Source organism: Phytopseudomonas punonensis, from assembly GCF_900142655.1.
Classification (GTDB): domain Bacteria; phylum Pseudomonadota; class Gammaproteobacteria; order Pseudomonadales; family Pseudomonadaceae; genus Aquipseudomonas; species Aquipseudomonas punonensis.
Window position 1 is genome coordinate 1,082,673 of sequence record NZ_FRBQ01000001.1, and the last position, 15,236, is coordinate 1,097,908.

At 64.1% G+C, this 15,236-nt stretch carries 11 protein-coding genes and 1 pseudogene; all 12 read left to right on the forward strand.

Annotated features, from left to right (window positions below; all coding sequences use genetic code 11):
* Positions 1–211 precede the first annotated feature (211 nt).
* On the forward strand, positions 212–1,249 hold the full coding sequence (gene tssA, locus BUC40_RS04900; RefSeq protein WP_083593310.1) for a type VI secretion system protein TssA: 1,038 nt from the start codon (positions 212–214) through the stop codon (positions 1,247–1,249).
* A gap of 230 nt (positions 1,250–1,479) precedes the next feature.
* On the forward strand, positions 1,480–1,998 hold the full coding sequence (gene tssB / locus BUC40_RS04905) for a type VI secretion system contractile sheath small subunit (RefSeq protein WP_073263152.1): 519 nt from the start codon (positions 1,480–1,482) through the stop codon (positions 1,996–1,998).
* Positions 1,999–2,010: 12 nt separating this feature from the next.
* Positions 2,011–3,504, forward strand: a complete 1,494-nt coding sequence (gene tssC, locus BUC40_RS04910) for a type VI secretion system contractile sheath large subunit (protein ID WP_073263154.1) — start codon at positions 2,011–2,013, stop codon at positions 3,502–3,504.
* Between the two features lie 73 nt (positions 3,505–3,577).
* Positions 3,578–4,066 carry an Hcp family type VI secretion system effector gene (locus tag BUC40_RS04915; protein WP_073263156.1) on the forward strand — a complete coding sequence of 163 codons (489 nt, stop codon included), beginning with the start codon at positions 3,578–3,580 and terminating at the stop codon, positions 4,064–4,066.
* Between the two features lie 170 nt (positions 4,067–4,236).
* Positions 4,237–5,037, forward strand: a complete 801-nt coding sequence (locus BUC40_RS04920; protein WP_073263158.1) for a type VI secretion system accessory protein TagJ — start codon at positions 4,237–4,239, stop codon at positions 5,035–5,037.
* Entirely contained in the window at positions 5,025–5,540 is a 516-nt protein-coding gene (tssE, locus tag BUC40_RS04925; RefSeq protein ID WP_073263160.1) for a type VI secretion system baseplate subunit TssE, read from the forward strand. The genes BUC40_RS04920 and tssE overlap by 13 nt, the downstream gene beginning before the upstream one ends.
* Positions 5,537–7,396, forward strand: a complete 1,860-nt coding sequence (tssF, locus tag BUC40_RS04930) for a type VI secretion system baseplate subunit TssF (RefSeq protein WP_073263162.1) — start codon at positions 5,537–5,539, stop codon at positions 7,394–7,396. Before tssE ends, tssF begins: the two co-directional genes overlap by 4 nt.
* A complete protein-coding gene (gene tssG / locus BUC40_RS04935; protein WP_244160601.1) occupies positions 7,360–8,394 on the forward strand; it encodes a type VI secretion system baseplate subunit TssG in 1,035 nt (344 codons plus the stop codon). The genes tssF and tssG overlap by 37 nt, the downstream gene beginning before the upstream one ends.
* Before the next feature lie 81 nt (positions 8,395–8,475).
* A complete protein-coding gene (locus BUC40_RS04940) occupies positions 8,476–8,880 on the forward strand; it encodes a DUF6795 domain-containing protein (protein ID WP_073263166.1) in 405 nt (134 codons plus the stop codon).
* 9 nt (positions 8,881–8,889) lie between these two features.
* Positions 8,890–10,059: a lipase family protein gene (locus BUC40_RS04945; protein ID WP_073263168.1), complete on the forward strand. Its 1,170-nt coding sequence runs from the start codon at positions 8,890–8,892 to the stop codon at positions 10,057–10,059.
* Between the two features lie 66 nt (positions 10,060–10,125).
* Positions 10,126–12,834 carry a type VI secretion system ATPase TssH gene (tssH, locus tag BUC40_RS04950; protein WP_073263170.1) on the forward strand — a complete coding sequence of 903 codons (2,709 nt, stop codon included), beginning with the start codon at positions 10,126–10,128 and terminating at the stop codon, positions 12,832–12,834.
* A gap of 34 nt (positions 12,835–12,868) precedes the next feature.
* A pseudogene (locus BUC40_RS23100) lies at positions 12,869–14,548 on the forward strand (type VI secretion system Vgr family protein); the annotation flags it as partial.
* Positions 14,549–15,236: the final 688 nt, after the last annotated feature.

Sequence of the window (15,236 nt, forward strand, 5' to 3'; positions counted from 1 at the left end):
AGAAGACAGAAATACTGTGCATCGCGACAGTTTCTACTGCCTTGCCCTCGCTTGACAATGCTCAAAGAGCGCTCGGAGAATGGCGCCGATATGCACCGAACCCCGCCTGAATAGTGGCACTTAGCCGCCTTTCGTCATGAGCACGGGCCGCCAGACCGTTTTGCGGCGAGCGCTCATTAGACCCCTGGGCCCGACATGGAGAGCACCTGACGTGGTGGATGTGTCGCACTTGCTCAACCCGGTATCCGAGGAAACCCCCCATGGGGACGACCTCGAATACGACGCCGAATTTCTCGAGCTCGAACGCCTCGCCCAGGGCCAGCCTGAGCGCCAGATGGGCCAGTCGGTCATCGCCGCCGAACCGCCGGACTGGCGCCAGGTGCGCGAGCGCGCCGGCGAGCTGTTTTCCCGCAGCAAGGACCTGCGCCTGGCCAGCCTCTACCTGCAGAGCGCCATCGCCCTCGACGGTCTGAACGGTCTGGCCCAGGGACTGACCCTGGTACGCGAGCTGCTGACCCAGTACTGGGAAGGCGTCTACCCGCAGCTCGACGCCGACGATGACAACGACCCGACCATCCGCATCAACGCGCTCAACGCCCTGAGCGCCGAGCCGGTGATCGTGCTGCTGCGCGAGGCGAGCATCACCCGCTCGCGCGCCTTTGGCGCCGTGAGCATTCGCGCCGCACTGAACGCCGCGGATCTGCAGCGCTTCTCCAGCGAAACCCTGTCGCCCGAGCAACTGCGCGGCGCCTTTCTCGATGCCGACGCCGAGCTGCTCGACAGCACCCGCACTGCACTCGATGAAGCAGCAGCGGCACTGGCCGATATCGAAGGGCTGCTCAGCGAGCGGGTCGGCTCGGCGCAAAGCGCCAACCTGGAATCGCTCAAGCAGGTGCTGCGCCACGCCCGGCAGATCTTCAATGACCAGGCGCCGGCAGCCAACGACGACTCGCAATATAGCGACGATACAGTCCAGTACAGCGAGGCCGCCGACAGCGACACGAGTCTGCAGCCGGCAGCGCGCCAGGCACCGGCCGCACCAGGTCGTATCGCCAGTCGCGACGACGTGCTGCGCACCCTCGATCGTCTGCTGGAATATTACGCCCAGCACGAACCTTCCAGCCCGGTCCCGGTCTTATTGACGCGCGCGCAGAAGCTGGTCACCGCGGATTTCGCGGAAATCGTGCGCAATCTGATTCCCGACGGTATGTCGCAGTTCGAAAACCTGCGCGGCCCCGAATACGACTAACAGGCCGTTGAAAAACGTAGGCGAGGCAGCCGACGCAAGGCGAAAATAGCCGAAAAAGCGGAGTGTACGAGTTGTACATGAGCATTTGAGGCTGTTTTTAACGACGCGGCGGCAACGTAGGTAGTTTTTCAACAGCCTGATAACGTGCGGCGGATCTTCAGGGAAGCCCCACGCACACAGCTACCGGCCATTGGCCGCAGAAGCCAGTGCCCATGCACAGGAGGAGCAACATGAGCAACACAACCAGCAGCCAGAAATTCATCGCGCGCAACCGCGCCCCACGGGTGCAGATCGAGTACGACGTAGAGCTGTACGGCGCCGAGAAAAAGGTGCAGTTGCCCTTCGTCATGGGCGTGATGGCCGACCTCGCCGGCAAACCTGCCGAGCCGCAGGCCGCCGTCGCCGACCGCAAGTTCCTGGAAATCGACGCCGACAACTTCGACTCGCGCCTCAAGGCCATGAAGCCGCGTGCGGCGTTCCACGTGCCCAACGCGCTGACCGGCGAAGGCAACCTGAGCCTGGACATCACCTTCGAAAGCATGGACGACTTCAGCCCGGCGGCCATCGCCCGCAAGGTCGACTCGCTCAACCAGTTGCTCGAAGCGCGCACCCAGCTCGCCAACCTGCTGACCTACATGGACGGCAAGACCGGCGCCGAGGAACTGATCATCAAGGCGATCAAGGATCCGGCCCTGCTGCAGGCGCTGGCCAGCGCGCCCAAGCCCCAAGACAACGAGCCACAAGCCTAAGAGGACGCCCCGATGAGCCAACAGATCCAGGCGTCCGAACAGTCGCTCGCCACCTCCGAACAGACCAGCGAATTCGCTTCGCTGCTGCTGCAGGAATTCAAACCCAAGACCGAACGTGCCCGTGAAGCGGTGGAAACCGCCGTGCGCACCCTTGCCGAACATGCCCTGAGCAAGACCGATCTGATCTCCGACGACGCCATCAAGTCGGTCGAATCGATCATCGCGGCAATCGACGCCAAGCTGACCGCTCAGGTCAACCTGATCATGCACCACCCGGACTTCCAGCAGCTGGAAAGCGCCTGGCGTGGTCTGCATTACCTGGTCAACAACACCGAGACCGATGAGCAGCTGAAGATTCGCGTGCTCAACATCTCCAAGCCCGAGCTGCACAAGACCCTGAAGAAGTTCAAGGGTACGGCCTGGGACCAGAGCCCGATCTTCAAGAAACTCTACGAAGAGGAATACGGCCAGTTCGGTGGCGAGCCCTACGGCTGCCTGGTGGGTGACTACTACTTCGACCAGTCGCCGCCCGACGTCGAACTGCTCGGCGAGATCGCCAAGATCTCCGCTGCCATGCACTCGCCGTTCATTTCCGCGGCCTCGCCGACGGTCATGGGCATGGGTTCCTGGCAGGAGCTGTCCAACCCACGCGACCTGACCAAGATCTTCACCACGCCCGAATACGCCGGCTGGCGCTCGCTGCGTGACTCCGAAGACTCGCGCTACATCGGCCTGACCATGCCGCGCTTCCTGGCGCGCCAGCCCTACGGTGCGAAGACCGATCCGGTCGAAGAGTTCGCCTTCGAGGAAGAAACCGACGGCGCCGACAGCAGCAAGTACACCTGGGCCAACTCGGCGTACGCCATGGCGGTCAACATCAACCGTTCGTTCAAACTGTACGGCTGGTGCTCGCGCATCCGTGGCGTGGAGTCGGGTGGTGAAGTGCCGAACCTGCCGGCGCACACCTTCCCCACCGACGACGGTGGCGTGGACATGAAGTGCCCGACCGAGATCGCCATCTCCGACCGCCGCGAAGCGGAACTGGCGAAGAACGGTTTCATGCCGCTGCTGCACAAGAAAAACACCGACCTGGCTGCCTTCATCGGCGCCCAGTCGCTGCACAAACCGGCCGAATACGACGACCCGGACGCCACCGCCAACGCCAACCTGGCCGCGCGCCTGCCGTACCTGTTCGCCACCTGCCGCTTCGCCCACTACCTGAAGTGCATCGTGCGCGACAAGATCGGCTCGTTCAAAGAGCGCGACGAGATGCAGCGCTGGTTGCAAGACTGGATCCTCAACTACGTCGACGGTGATCCGGCGCACTCCACCGAAACCACCAAGGCCCAGCACCCGCTGGCCGAAGCGGAAGTGGTGGTCGAGGAAATCGAGGGCAACCCCGGTTACTACAGCTCCAAGTTCTATCTGCGCCCGCACTACCAGCTCGAAGGGCTGACCGTGTCGCTGCGCCTGGTATCCAAACTGCCTTCGGCCAAGGGAGCCTGAGGCTCGTCACTGTGGCGCCCGCATTGGCGGGCGTAGCTGAAACAGAGTGGCAAAAGCCACGAAAGGAGGAATGATGGCTGTTGATATGTTCATCAAGATTGGCGACGTCAAGGGCGAGTCGAAGGACAAGACCCACGCCGACGAAATCGACGTTCTGGCCTGGAGCTGGGGCATGAGCCAATCCGGCTCGATGCACGTGGGCGGTGGCGGCGGTGCCGGCAAGGTCAATATCCAGGATCTGTCGCTGACCAAGTACGTCGACAAGTCCAGCCCCAACCTGATGATGGCCTGCTCCAGCGGCAAGCATTATCCGGAAGCCAAGCTGACCATCCGCAAGGCCGGTGGCGACTCCCAGGTCGAGTACCTGATCATCACCCTGAAGGAAGTGCTGGTGTCTTCCCTCAGCACTGGCGGCAGCGGTGGCGAGGACCGCCTGACCGAGAACGTCACCCTGAACTTCGCTCAGGTGCTGGTCGACTACCAACCGCAGAAAGCTGATGGCGCCAAAGACGGTGGCCCGGTCAAATACGGCTGGAACATCCGCCAGAACGTCAAGGTGTAACACCCGCTCGATAGTTGAGCGCACAGCGATGCCCGGTAATGCGCCGGGCATCGCTGGTTCTGATCAGAACGATTTTTCGCTGGCCCGCCCCGCTCACTGCAATCCGCAGGCGCGGCGAGCCCAAGGATCACCGCGTAGCAGCGGTGACCGCGCCAGTACAGGGACCGACGATGACTGCCGAACAATACCTGCGAAACGCACAGCTCGACGACGCGCTGAAGGCGCTGCAGGACCAGGTTCGGGCGCAGCCCGCCAAGGCCGAACTGCGGGTATTCCTGTTCCAGTTGCTGGCCGTGATGGGCCAGTGGAGCCGCGCGCAGAACCAGCTCAAGGTCGCCGGCGAGCTGGATGCCGCCTGCCTGCCCATGGTGCAGACCTACAGCACCGCACTGAACTGCGAAGCGCTGCGCGAGCAGGTATTCGCCGGCAAGACCACGCCCGTGGTGCTCGGCCAGCCCGCCGAATGGGTCGCGCCGCTGATTCTCGCTCTCGAACAGGACGCCCAGGGCAACGCCGCCGCAGCCCAGAGCCTGCGCGACCAGGCCTTCGAAGCCGCTGCCGCGGTGCCGGGCAAACTCGATGACACCGCGTTCACCTGGCTGGCCGACGCCGACCCGCGCCTTGGCCCGGTGCTGGAGCTGATCGTCAACGGCCGTTACGTCTGGCTGCCGATGGAAAACATCGCCAGCCTGAGCCTGGAAGCACCCAGCGACCTGCGTGATCTGGTGTGGCTGCCGGCTCAGCTGACCCTGACCAACGGCGGCAGCACCGTGGCGTTGATCCCCAGCCGCTATGCCGGCAGTCATGCCAGCAGCGACGACGCGCTGCGCCTGGCACGTAAAACACAATGGCAGGACAACGGCCTGCCGCTCGGCCAGCGCCTGCTGGCCTTCGATGGCGGCGAACAGGCGCTGTTCGATATTCGTTCACTGAGCTTCGAGCACGGGAATGATGCGGCATGGCCGACCTGAAACGTCAGGAACGCCTGCAGCCCGCCCTGCTCGACCGTCTGCTCGATGAAGACCCGAGCAACCCGGCGGAAAGCGTCGACAAGCGCGTGTTGACCCTCAACCAGTTGCGCGCCTCGGTGCTGCGCGACCTGGCCTGGCTGTTCAACACCATCGCGCCCCTGACCAGCGACGACGAAGCCCTGACCCGGGCCGGCAGTTCGGTGGTCAATTTCGGCCTGCCGCCATTGGCCGGGCACAGCGCCTCGAGCATCGACATTCCAGCGGTCGAGCGGCTGTTGACCAAGGCCATCGCCGACTTCGAGCCGCGCATCGTGCGCTCGTCGCTGCGCGTACGCGCTCGCCAGGAGGCCGAGGAAATGAGCCACAACTCGCTGAGCTTCGAGATCGAGGGCGACCTCTGGGCCCACCCAATGCCGCTACGCCTGCTGCTTACCACCGAGCTGGACCTGGAAACCGGGCACGTTCAGGTATTGCCCGCCGACGCCTCACGGAGACGCCGATGAACCCGCGCCTGCTCGGTTACTACAACCAGGAGCTGCAGCACATCCGCGAAAGCGCGGAGGAGTTCGCCCGCGAATTCCCGAAGATCGCCAGCCGCCTGAGCCTGTCCGGCGTCGAATGCGCCGACCCCTACGTGGAGCGCCTGCTCGAAGGCTTTGCCTACCTGACAGCACGGGTGCAACTAAAACTCGACGCCGAATACCCGACCTTCACCCACAACCTGCTGGAGATCGCCTACCCGCACTACTTGGCGCCGACCCCGTCGATGACCGTGGTGCAACTGTGCGCCGATCCCAACGAAGGTTCATTAAGCAGCGGCTTCACCCTCGAGCGCGGCGCCTCGCTGCGCGGCGCCCTGGGCAGCGAAGCGCAGACCGCCTGCGAATACCGCACCTGCCAGCCGGTCACCCTGTGGCCGCTGGAGGTCACCCAGGCCAGCTATTTCGGCAACCCGAGCACTCAGCTCGGCCGCCTGGCCGCCAGCGAGCCCGGCGCCAAGGCAGCTGTGCGACTGCGCCTGCGTACCGGCGCCGGGCTGCCGTTCAATGCGCTGGATCTCGATGAGCTGACGTTCTTCCTGCACGGTGCCGACGAGCAACCGTTCCGCCTCTACGAACAGCTGATGGGCAACGTCTGCGCGCTGTTCGTGCGCGCCGTGGACGGCTCCTGGGTCGAGCGCCTGCCGCCGGACAGCCTGCGCCCGCGTGGTTTCGACGACCAGGACGCCGCCCTGCCAGTGGTACCACGCGCCTTCCAGGGCTATCGCCTGCTGCAGGAATACTTCGCCCTACCCAACCGCTTCCTGTTCGTCGAGCTGACCGGGCTCAAACGCGCCGTGCAACGCAACACCAGCCAGGAACTGGAAATCGTGGTGCTGTTCAACCGCCTCGACAACAGCCTGGAAAACAGCATCGGTGCCGAGCAATTCCGGCTGTTCTGCACCCCGGCGATCAACCTGTTCGCCCGCCGCGCCGACCGCATTCACCTGAGCGACCGCGTTCACGAGCACCAGATCATCGCCGACCGCACCCGCCCGCAGGATTTCGAAATCCACTCGATCACCGAAGTCAGCGGCCATGGCAGCGGCCCCGAGCAACCCTTCCAGCCGTTCTACGCGGTGCGCGACCCGTCGCGCCACGGCCGTGAACAGGCCTGGTACAGCCTGCGTCGTGAACCCCGCGTGCTGTCCAGCAAGCAGCGGCGCAACGGCCCCCGCTCCACCTACGTGGGCAGCGAGACGTTCATCTCCCTGGTCGACGCCAACCAGGCGCCCTATCGCCATGACCTGCGCCAGCTGGGCATCGGCGCACTATGCACCAACCGCGACCTTCCGCTGTCGATGCCGATCGGTGGCACGCGCAGCGACTTCACCCTGGAGGACAGCGCCCCGGTAGTCGCCGTGCGCTGCCTGGCCGGCCCCAGTCGCCCGCGTGCCAGCCGCGCCCACGATGCCAGCGCCTGGCGGCTGATCAGCCAGCTGTCGCTCAATTACCTGTCGCTCAGCGAACAGGGCCAGGGCGCCGCCGCCCTGCGTGAACTGCTGCGCCTCTACGGCGACGCCGGCGACAACGCCCTGCAGCTGCAGATCGACGGCCTGCGCAAGGTCACCGCCCAGCCCTGCACGCGGCGCCTGCCGATGCCCGGGCCAATCGTCTTCGGGCGTGGCCTGGAGATCGGCCTGGAGTTCGACGAGAACGCCTTTCGCGGTACCGGCGTGTTCCTGCTCGGTTCGGTGCTGGAGCGCTTCCTGACCCGTTACGTATCGATCAACAGCTTCACCGAGACGGTGCTGCGCACCACCGAGCGCGGCGAAGTCATGCGTTGGAGGGCCAAGCCCGGATGTCGACCGACGCTGTGAACACCTTGGCGGCGATGGGCGAGGCGCCCTGGAACTACGATTTCTTCCAGGCCATGCGGCGCATCGAGTGCGAATACCCGGAACGCCCGCGTCTTGGCCACTCCGTGCGCCTGGTCGATGACCCGCTGCGCCTCGGCCAGAAGCCGGATTGCGGCTTCGCGCCCTCGACCCTGGCCAGCGTCATCCACGACAGCACCGGCACGCCACGCATCGAGCAGTTCTTCTTCGGCCTTACCGGCCCCAACGGGCCGCTGCCGATCCACCTGACCGAACATGCGCGCGAGCGCCAGCGCCACCATGGCGACGCCACCTTCAAGCGCTTTCTCGACGTTTTCAACCACCGCCTGCTGACTCTGTTCTACCGCGCCTGGGCCGAGGCCCGGCCAACGGTGGCACAGGATCGCGCCGCTGACGACTATTGGTCGCCACGCCTCGGCGCGCTATCCGGCCGCGGCATGGACAGCCTGCTCGGGCAGGGCCCGATCCCGGACGCGGCGCGCTACTACTTCACCGGTCACCTGGCCGCCCAGACCCGCTATCCCGATGGCCTGCAGGCCATCCTCACCGAGTACTTCGGCGTGCCGGTGGCGCTCGAGGAATACGTCGGCCAATGGCTGCCGCTACCCGAGTACAGCCGCCTGGGCGCCAGCACCTGCACCCTGGGCATGGACATGTGCCTGGGCACCCACGTATGGGACCGGCAACACAAATTCCGCCTGCGCATCGGCCCGCTGAGCCTGGCGCAATACCGGCGCTTCCTGCCCGACCAGCCGCTGCTCGCCGAGCTGGCGGCCTGGGTGGCCGAATACGTCGGTATGGAACTGGACTGGGACACCAATCTGGTGCTCAAACAGGAGGACGTACCGCCCGCTTCACTGGATGGCGGTTGCCGGCTCGGCTTCGATATCTGGATTGGCAAGCCGCAAGATCATGCCGATGACCTCTTCCTCTGCGCCGCGCATTGCCGAGACACGGAGAAGGCCGATGAACCTATCTGAAGAGAACGCCGCCAGAACATGAAAAAAATGCTTGTCGCCACGTTTTCGACTGCCCTTTTCTTTCTACTGCAGGAGCCGGCCATGGCCAAACCACTCTATATGTTCTCGGCAGTCAAAGGCACGGTATTGCTCAATGGCGAACCCGTTGCAGGGGCAGCAATCGAACAGAGCTACATCTGGCTGTGGGATCAGAAGAAACGAACGTTCTCCAGCACCACAGACCAGCAGGGGCAATTCTCGCTGGAGGCGCGCGTGGAAAAATCCTTTTTCGCCACCGTGATTCCGACCGGGCAGAAGATCAACCAGACCATAACGATTCGTCACAACGGCAAGGAATACGATGGCTGGTTGCACGACAAGGATAACTACGACAATAACAGCGAGAGTCCGAACGGCCCGTTCAAACTGGTCTGTGAACTAAGCGATGCACCGGGCGCCCATCCGGAAAGCAAGAGCTACGGCGTTTGCGTGCTGACAAAAGACTGAGGCAGTGCAATGAATCTGTTGACCCCAAGGCAGGCCTCCCTCGTAGCGGACAATGTCTACAACACCTTGACCCTCAATCTCGATATGGCCGAGATGGCTAAACGAGCGGCAGCGAGCATGAACGATGTGGCGCAGCTCTTCGACTTCTCATCCGCCAAGGGCTACCAGGGCAATAGCGGTGTGGCCATTCGCAGCCAGACCGGCTTTGCTTATGCGGCGGACGGCATCGGTGGCCGCCAGGGTGAAATGCTGATTGCCTTTCGCGGCACGCAGACTCTCGCAGACGTGGTGACCGATGCCCATGGCGACCTGCAGCGCGGGCCTTCCACGTGGCCGGTGCACTCAGGCTTCAACAATACCTTCATGTCCATGCGTGACGAGGTCATGCAATTTCTGCGCGGCAAGAACCCCAGCGCCATCCACTTGGTTGGCCACAGCCTGGGCGGCGCTATCGCCACCCTGATGGCAGACCACCTCAGCGAACTGGGCGCCGGCAGCGTCAGGCTCTATACCTTCGGCTGCCCGCGCGTGGGCACCGCTGGCTTCGCCCGCCATCTCACGGGCAAACTGGGCGTCGGCAATATCAACCGTGTCTTTCACGACTCCGATGTCGTGCCGATGGTGCCCTTGTTCCCGTTCCTGCACCTGCCGGTGGAAGGCGACACCTGCAAGCTGCCCTGGGGTGGCCTGGTCTCTGGCGATGCTCATCGCATGCCCAATTACATGAACTCGGTAAAGGATGCCTCCTGGACCGGGCTGCGCCGGCTCGAGCGTTCGCAGTTCGAACAGGACATCGAAGCCTGGTTGGACAGCGCCAGCAACGGCGGCGTACTGCAGCTTTCCTCGGCCACTTTCTGGATGCTCAGCAGTGGCATCAGCTGGGTGCTGAAACAGATCCTGTCGGTCGCAGGAGGCGCTCTGGGGATGTTCCTCGGCACCTCGCTGACAGTGGTCGACCAGATTGCCGCCATCCTGATTCAGGGCGTGCGAATCGGCAAAGAGCTCGCAGAGCAGGTTCGCAATCTGGTGGTGCGTATCTTCCAGTTCCTGGGCCGCCCCTTGCCAACCGCCAGCGACATAACCAGCGCCTTCCTGCGCTGGATGCTGAGTCTGCTGTTCACCACCATCAGCAACCTGGCCCGCAAGGCGCTCAACTCGATAGGCCAATTACGTTCATGACGATCAGGCATTGCCTCAGGTCGTAAACAGATAGCCCAACAACCCTCTCGGTCAAAGGAAAGCACCATGGCAGAAATCAGTCGCGCCGCGTTGTTCGGCAAACTCAACAGCGTCGCCTACAAGGCCATCGAAGCCGCCACCGTGTTCTGCAAGCTGCGTGGCAACCCGTATGTGGAACTGAGCCACTGGCTGCACCAGATCCTACAGTTGCAGGATTCCGACCTGCACCAGATCATCCGCCAGTTCAGCATCGAGCCGGCGCGCCTGGCCAAGGACATCACTGAAGCCCTGGATCGCCTGCCGCGCGGCTCCACTTCGATCACCGACCTGTCCTCCCATGTCGAGGAAGCGGTCGAGCGCGGCTGGGTATACGGCAGCCTGATGTTCGGCGAAAGCCAGGTGCGCAGCGGCTACCTGATCGTCGGCATCCTCAAGACGCCGAGCCTGCGCAATGCGTTGCTGGCCATCTCCCGGGAGTTCGACAAGCTCAAGGTCGAGACCCTCACCGAGCGCTTCGACGAAGTGGTCGGCGCCTCGCCGGAAAACGCCCTGGCCGCCACCGACGGCTTCCAGGCCGGCGCCGCGCCGGGCGAGGCCAGCGGCGCCATCGCGCCGAGCGCCATGGGCAAGCAGGAAGCGCTCAAGCGCTTCACCGTCGACCTCACCGAGCAGGCGCGCAGCGGCAAGCTCGACCCCATCGTCGGCCGTGACGACGAGATCCGCCAGCTGGTCGATATCCTCATGCGTCGCCGGCAGAACAACCCGATCCTTACCGGTGAAGCCGGCGTCGGCAAGACCGCGGTGGTCGAAGGTTTCGCCCTGCGCATCGTCGCCGGCGACGTGCCGCCGAGCCTCAAGGACGTCGAGCTGCGCAGCCTGGACGTTGGCCTGCTGCAAGCCGGCGCCAGCATGAAGGGTGAATTCGAGCAGCGCCTGCGCCAGGTCATCGAGGACGTGCAGAGCTCGCCCAAGCCGATCATCCTGTTCATCGACGAGGCCCACACCCTGGTCGGCGCCGGTGGCGCGGCTGGCACCGGCGATGCTGCCAACCTGCTCAAACCGGCGCTGGCCCGCGGTACCCTGCGCACCGTAGCCGCCACCACCTGGGCGGAATACAAGAAACACATCGAGAAAGACCCGGCCCTGACCCGCCGCTTCCAGGTGGTGCAGGTCGACGAGCCTTCCGAGCATCGTGCGATCCTGATGATGCGCGGCGTCGCCGCGACCATGGAAAAGCACCACCAGGTGCAGATCCTCGACGAAGCGCTGGAAGCTGCCGTCAAGCTGTCGCACCGCTACATTCCGGCCCGTCAGTTGCCGGACAAGTCGGTGAGCCTGCTCGACACCGCCTGCGCCCGCGTCGCCATCAGCCTGCACGCCGTGCCCGCCGAGGTGGACGACAGCCGTCGGCGCATCGAGTCGCTGGAGACCGAGCGAGCGATCATCGGCCGTGAACAGGCCATCGGTGTCAGCATCGGCAGCCGCCTGCTGGACGTCGACGCAGCACTGGCCGAAGAGCGCCTGCGCCTGGTCACCCTGGAAACCCGCTGGGCCGACGAGAAGGCGCTGGTCGACGAACTGCTGGCCACCCGTGCCCGCTTGCGTGCCGCTGCCGAGCCAGTAGACGCCACCAGCCAAGAAGCGGGCGCCGAACAGCCGGCCCTGAGCGACGAAGAGCGCACTGCGCTGCGCAACACACTTAGCGATCTGCAGCAGCGCCTCAGTGCCCTGCAGGGCGAAACACCGCTGATTCTGCCGACCGTCGACTATCAGGCCGTGGCCTCGGTAGTCGCCGACTGGACGGGCATCCCGGTCGGGCGCATGGCGCGCAACGAACTGGAGACCATCCTCAAGCTCGACCAGCACCTGAAGAAACGCATCATCGGCCAGGATCACGCCCTGGAGATGATCGCCAAGCGCATCCAGACCTCCCGTGCCGGCCTGGACAACCCCAACAAACCGATCGGCGTGTTCATGCTCGCCGGCACCTCCGGCGTGGGCAAGACCGAAACCGCCCTGGCCTTGGCCGAAGCCCTCTACGGCGGCGAGCAGAACGTCATCACCATCAACATGAGTGAGTTCCAGGAAGCGCACACCGTGTCCACCCTCAAGGGCGCGCCACCGGGCTACATCGGCTATGGCGAGGGCGGCGTGCTGACCGAAGCGGTACGTCGCAAGCCCTATAGCGTGGTGCTGCTCGACGAGGTGGAGAAAGCTCACCCGGACGTGCACGAGATCTTCTTCCAGGTGTTCGACAAGGGCGTGATGGAAGATGGCGAAGGCCGGCAGATCGACTTCAAGAACACCCTGATCCTGCTCACCACCAACGCCGGCACCGAGATGATCGCCGGGCTGTGCAGCGACCCGGAGCTGATGCCCGAACCCGAAGGCATCGCCAAAGCCCTGCGCGAACCGCTGCTGCAGATTTTCCCGCCGGCCCTGCTCGGCCGCCTGGTGACCATCCCCTACTACCCGCTGTCGGACGACATGCTCAAGGCCATCACCCGCCTGCAGCTCGAGCGCATCAAGAAGCGCATCGAAAGCACCCACAAGGTGCCGTTCGATTACGACGACAGCGTGATCGATCTGGTGGTTTCGCGCTGCACCGAGAACGAGAGTGGCGGGCGGCAGATCGACGCCATCCTGACCAATAGCATGCTGCCGGACATGAGCCGCGAGTTCCTGACCCGCCTGCTCGAAGGCAAACCGCTGAGCGGGGTGCAGGTAACGCAGCAGAACAACGAGCTGCATTACAGCTTCGAGCAGACGCCGTGAGCCCCACGATGCTGACTGCGACAGAGGACGCTAGATGGCAATAACCCAAAGCGCACGCATGGCCGTCGTCACTAGCCCCTTGGGTGGCGACGTGCTGGTGCTGCGAAGAATGGAGGGCCGGGACGAACTCAGCCGCCCCTTCGCCTACGAACTGGCGCTGATTTCCGAAGATCATGCGCTGCCACTCGATGCCCTGCTGGGCAAGCCGATGGGGCTGACCCTGCAACTGGCCGACGGCAGCGACCGCTACTTCCACGGTATCGCTGCGCGCTGCAGCCAGGCAGCAGGCAGCGGCCAGTTCGCCAGCTACCGGGTCAGCCTCAAGCCCTGGTTATGGCTGCTGTCGCGCACCTCGGACTGCCGCATCTTCCAGAACAAGACAGTGCCGGATATCGTTAAGCAGGTCTTCCGCGACCTGGGTTTCTCCGACTTCGAAGACGCCCTCACCCGCTCCTATCGGGAGTGGGAGTACTGCGTGCAGTACCGCGAAACCAGCCTGGACTTCGTCAGCCGACTGCTCGAGCAAGAAGGCATCTATTACTACTTCCGCCACGAGCAGGCCCGCCACGTACTGGTGCTGTGCGACGCCTATGGCGCACACCGGGCTGCTCCTGGCTACGCCAGCGTGCCCTACTTCCCGCTGGAAGATCAGATGCGCGAGCGCGACCACATCTACGACTGGCACCTCAATCATGAAGTGCAGTCAGGCTCGCTGGAGCTCAACGACTACGACTTTCAACGCCCCAGCGCACGCCTGGAAGTACGCTCGATCGTCGCGCGCCCGCATAGCAACGCCGGGCACCCACTGTTCGACTATCCCGGTGAATACGTACAGAGCAAGGACGGCGAGCAATACGCGCGCAATCGCATCGAGGCCATCCATACCCAGTACGAGCGCGTGCAGTTGCGCAGCAACGCGCGAGGTATAGGCGCCGGTCACCTGTTTAGCATGACCGGCTACCCACGCGCCGATCAGAACCGCGAATACCTGGCCGTCAGTGCCGACTACCAGATCGTGCAGGAAGCCTTCGAGAACACCACCAGCGACGAGCCGCTGCAGTTCGACAGCCGCCTGGAGTGCATCGATGCCAGCCAGGTTTTCCGCCCGCTGCCACTGACCGTGCAGCCGATCGTGCAGGGGCCGCAGACGGCCATGGTGGTCGGCCCCAAGGGCGAGGAAATCTGGACCGACTCGTTCGGCCGGGTCAAGGTGCACTTCTACTGGGATCGTCACGACCAGTCCAACGAGAACAGCTCCTGCTGGATCCGTGTATCGCAGAACTGGGCCGGCAAGAACTGGGGCTCTATCCAGATTCCGCGTATCGGTCAGGAAGTCATCGTTAGTTTTCTGGAAGGTGACCCTGACCGGCCGATCATCACCGGTCGCGTCTACAACGCCGAACAAACCGTGCCTTATGATCTACCTGCCAACGCCACCCAGAGCGGCATCAAGAGCCGCTCCAGCAAAGGAGGCACGCCAGCGCAGTTCAATGAAATCCGCATGGAGGACAAGAAGGGCGAAGAGCAGCTGTACATCCATGCCGAACGTAACCAGGACATCGTCGTCGAGCTGGACGAGACCCACGCCATCGGCCGCGACCGCAGCAAGTCCATCGGCCGCGACGAGACTGTCGATGTCGGCGCCAACCGCACCAAGAAGATCGCCCGCAACGAGCGCTACAGCATTGGCCACAACAAGACGGTGAACATCGGCCGCTTCAAGGTCGAGAGCATCGGCATGGCCAAGATGACCAACGTCGGCCTGGGCTATAACCGCAACATCGGCATGGCGATGTTCTCGGCAGTGGGCATGAACCGCACCGATTTCGTCGGCAAGACCTGGGCCGTCTCGGCCGGCGACAAGATCGAGTTCAAGGTCGGCAGCTCGCAACTGACCCTGACGCCGGATGCCATCTACCTCAGCGCCAAGGACATCCACTTCAAGGCGCAGGAGTATCTGCACGCCGATGCCCCCTCCGACATCCTGCTCAACTCGGGCACCGCACAGCCAGCGCCAGAGCACAGCGGCAAGGCGGAGCCCGGCTCGCAGGTCGGTGCACTCGCAACGGTCGCCGGCGTTCTGCGCGGCCTCGGTTCGCAGGCCGCACCGAGCGCCCAGGGTAATGACAAGCGCCCGGGCGCCGAAGCTCAGGGCAGCCTCTCATTGAGGAGTCATGCACCCGCGGCGGCCGATACGCCTGCCGCCGTTACCACCGCCCTCGGCAGCGCAGTGGATCGCATTGCCGCCCAGTCACCCGCGCTGCAGGAAGATCTGCGCTCGCTGCAGGAGCAAGGCTGGGATATCGAATACGGCCCCGCAGGCGAAGGTACGTATGTGAGTCAGGAAGGTGACGTGAGCCGGATCGTCATCGATGGCGACATGCGTGGGTCTCCCGCCACGG

Coding starts and splice junctions, on each gene's coding strand:
- tssB (WP_073263152.1), top strand. CDS start 1,480: ATGAGCAACACAACCAGCAGCCAGAAATTCATCGCGCGCAACCGCGCC.
- tssC (WP_073263154.1), top strand. CDS start 2,011: ATGAGCCAACAGATCCAGGCGTCCGAACAGTCGCTCGCCACCTCCGAA.
- BUC40_RS04915 (WP_073263156.1), top strand. CDS start 3,578: ATGGCTGTTGATATGTTCATCAAGATTGGCGACGTCAAGGGCGAGTCG.
- BUC40_RS04920 (WP_073263158.1), top strand. CDS start 4,237: ATGACTGCCGAACAATACCTGCGAAACGCACAGCTCGACGACGCGCTG.
- tssE (WP_073263160.1), top strand. CDS start 5,025: ATGGCCGACCTGAAACGTCAGGAACGCCTGCAGCCCGCCCTGCTCGAC.
- tssF (WP_073263162.1), top strand. CDS start 5,537: ATGAACCCGCGCCTGCTCGGTTACTACAACCAGGAGCTGCAGCACATC.
- BUC40_RS04940 (WP_073263166.1), top strand. CDS start 8,476: ATGGCCAAACCACTCTATATGTTCTCGGCAGTCAAAGGCACGGTATTG.
- BUC40_RS04945 (WP_073263168.1), top strand. CDS start 8,890: ATGAATCTGTTGACCCCAAGGCAGGCCTCCCTCGTAGCGGACAATGTC.
- tssH (WP_073263170.1), top strand. CDS start 10,126: ATGGCAGAAATCAGTCGCGCCGCGTTGTTCGGCAAACTCAACAGCGTC.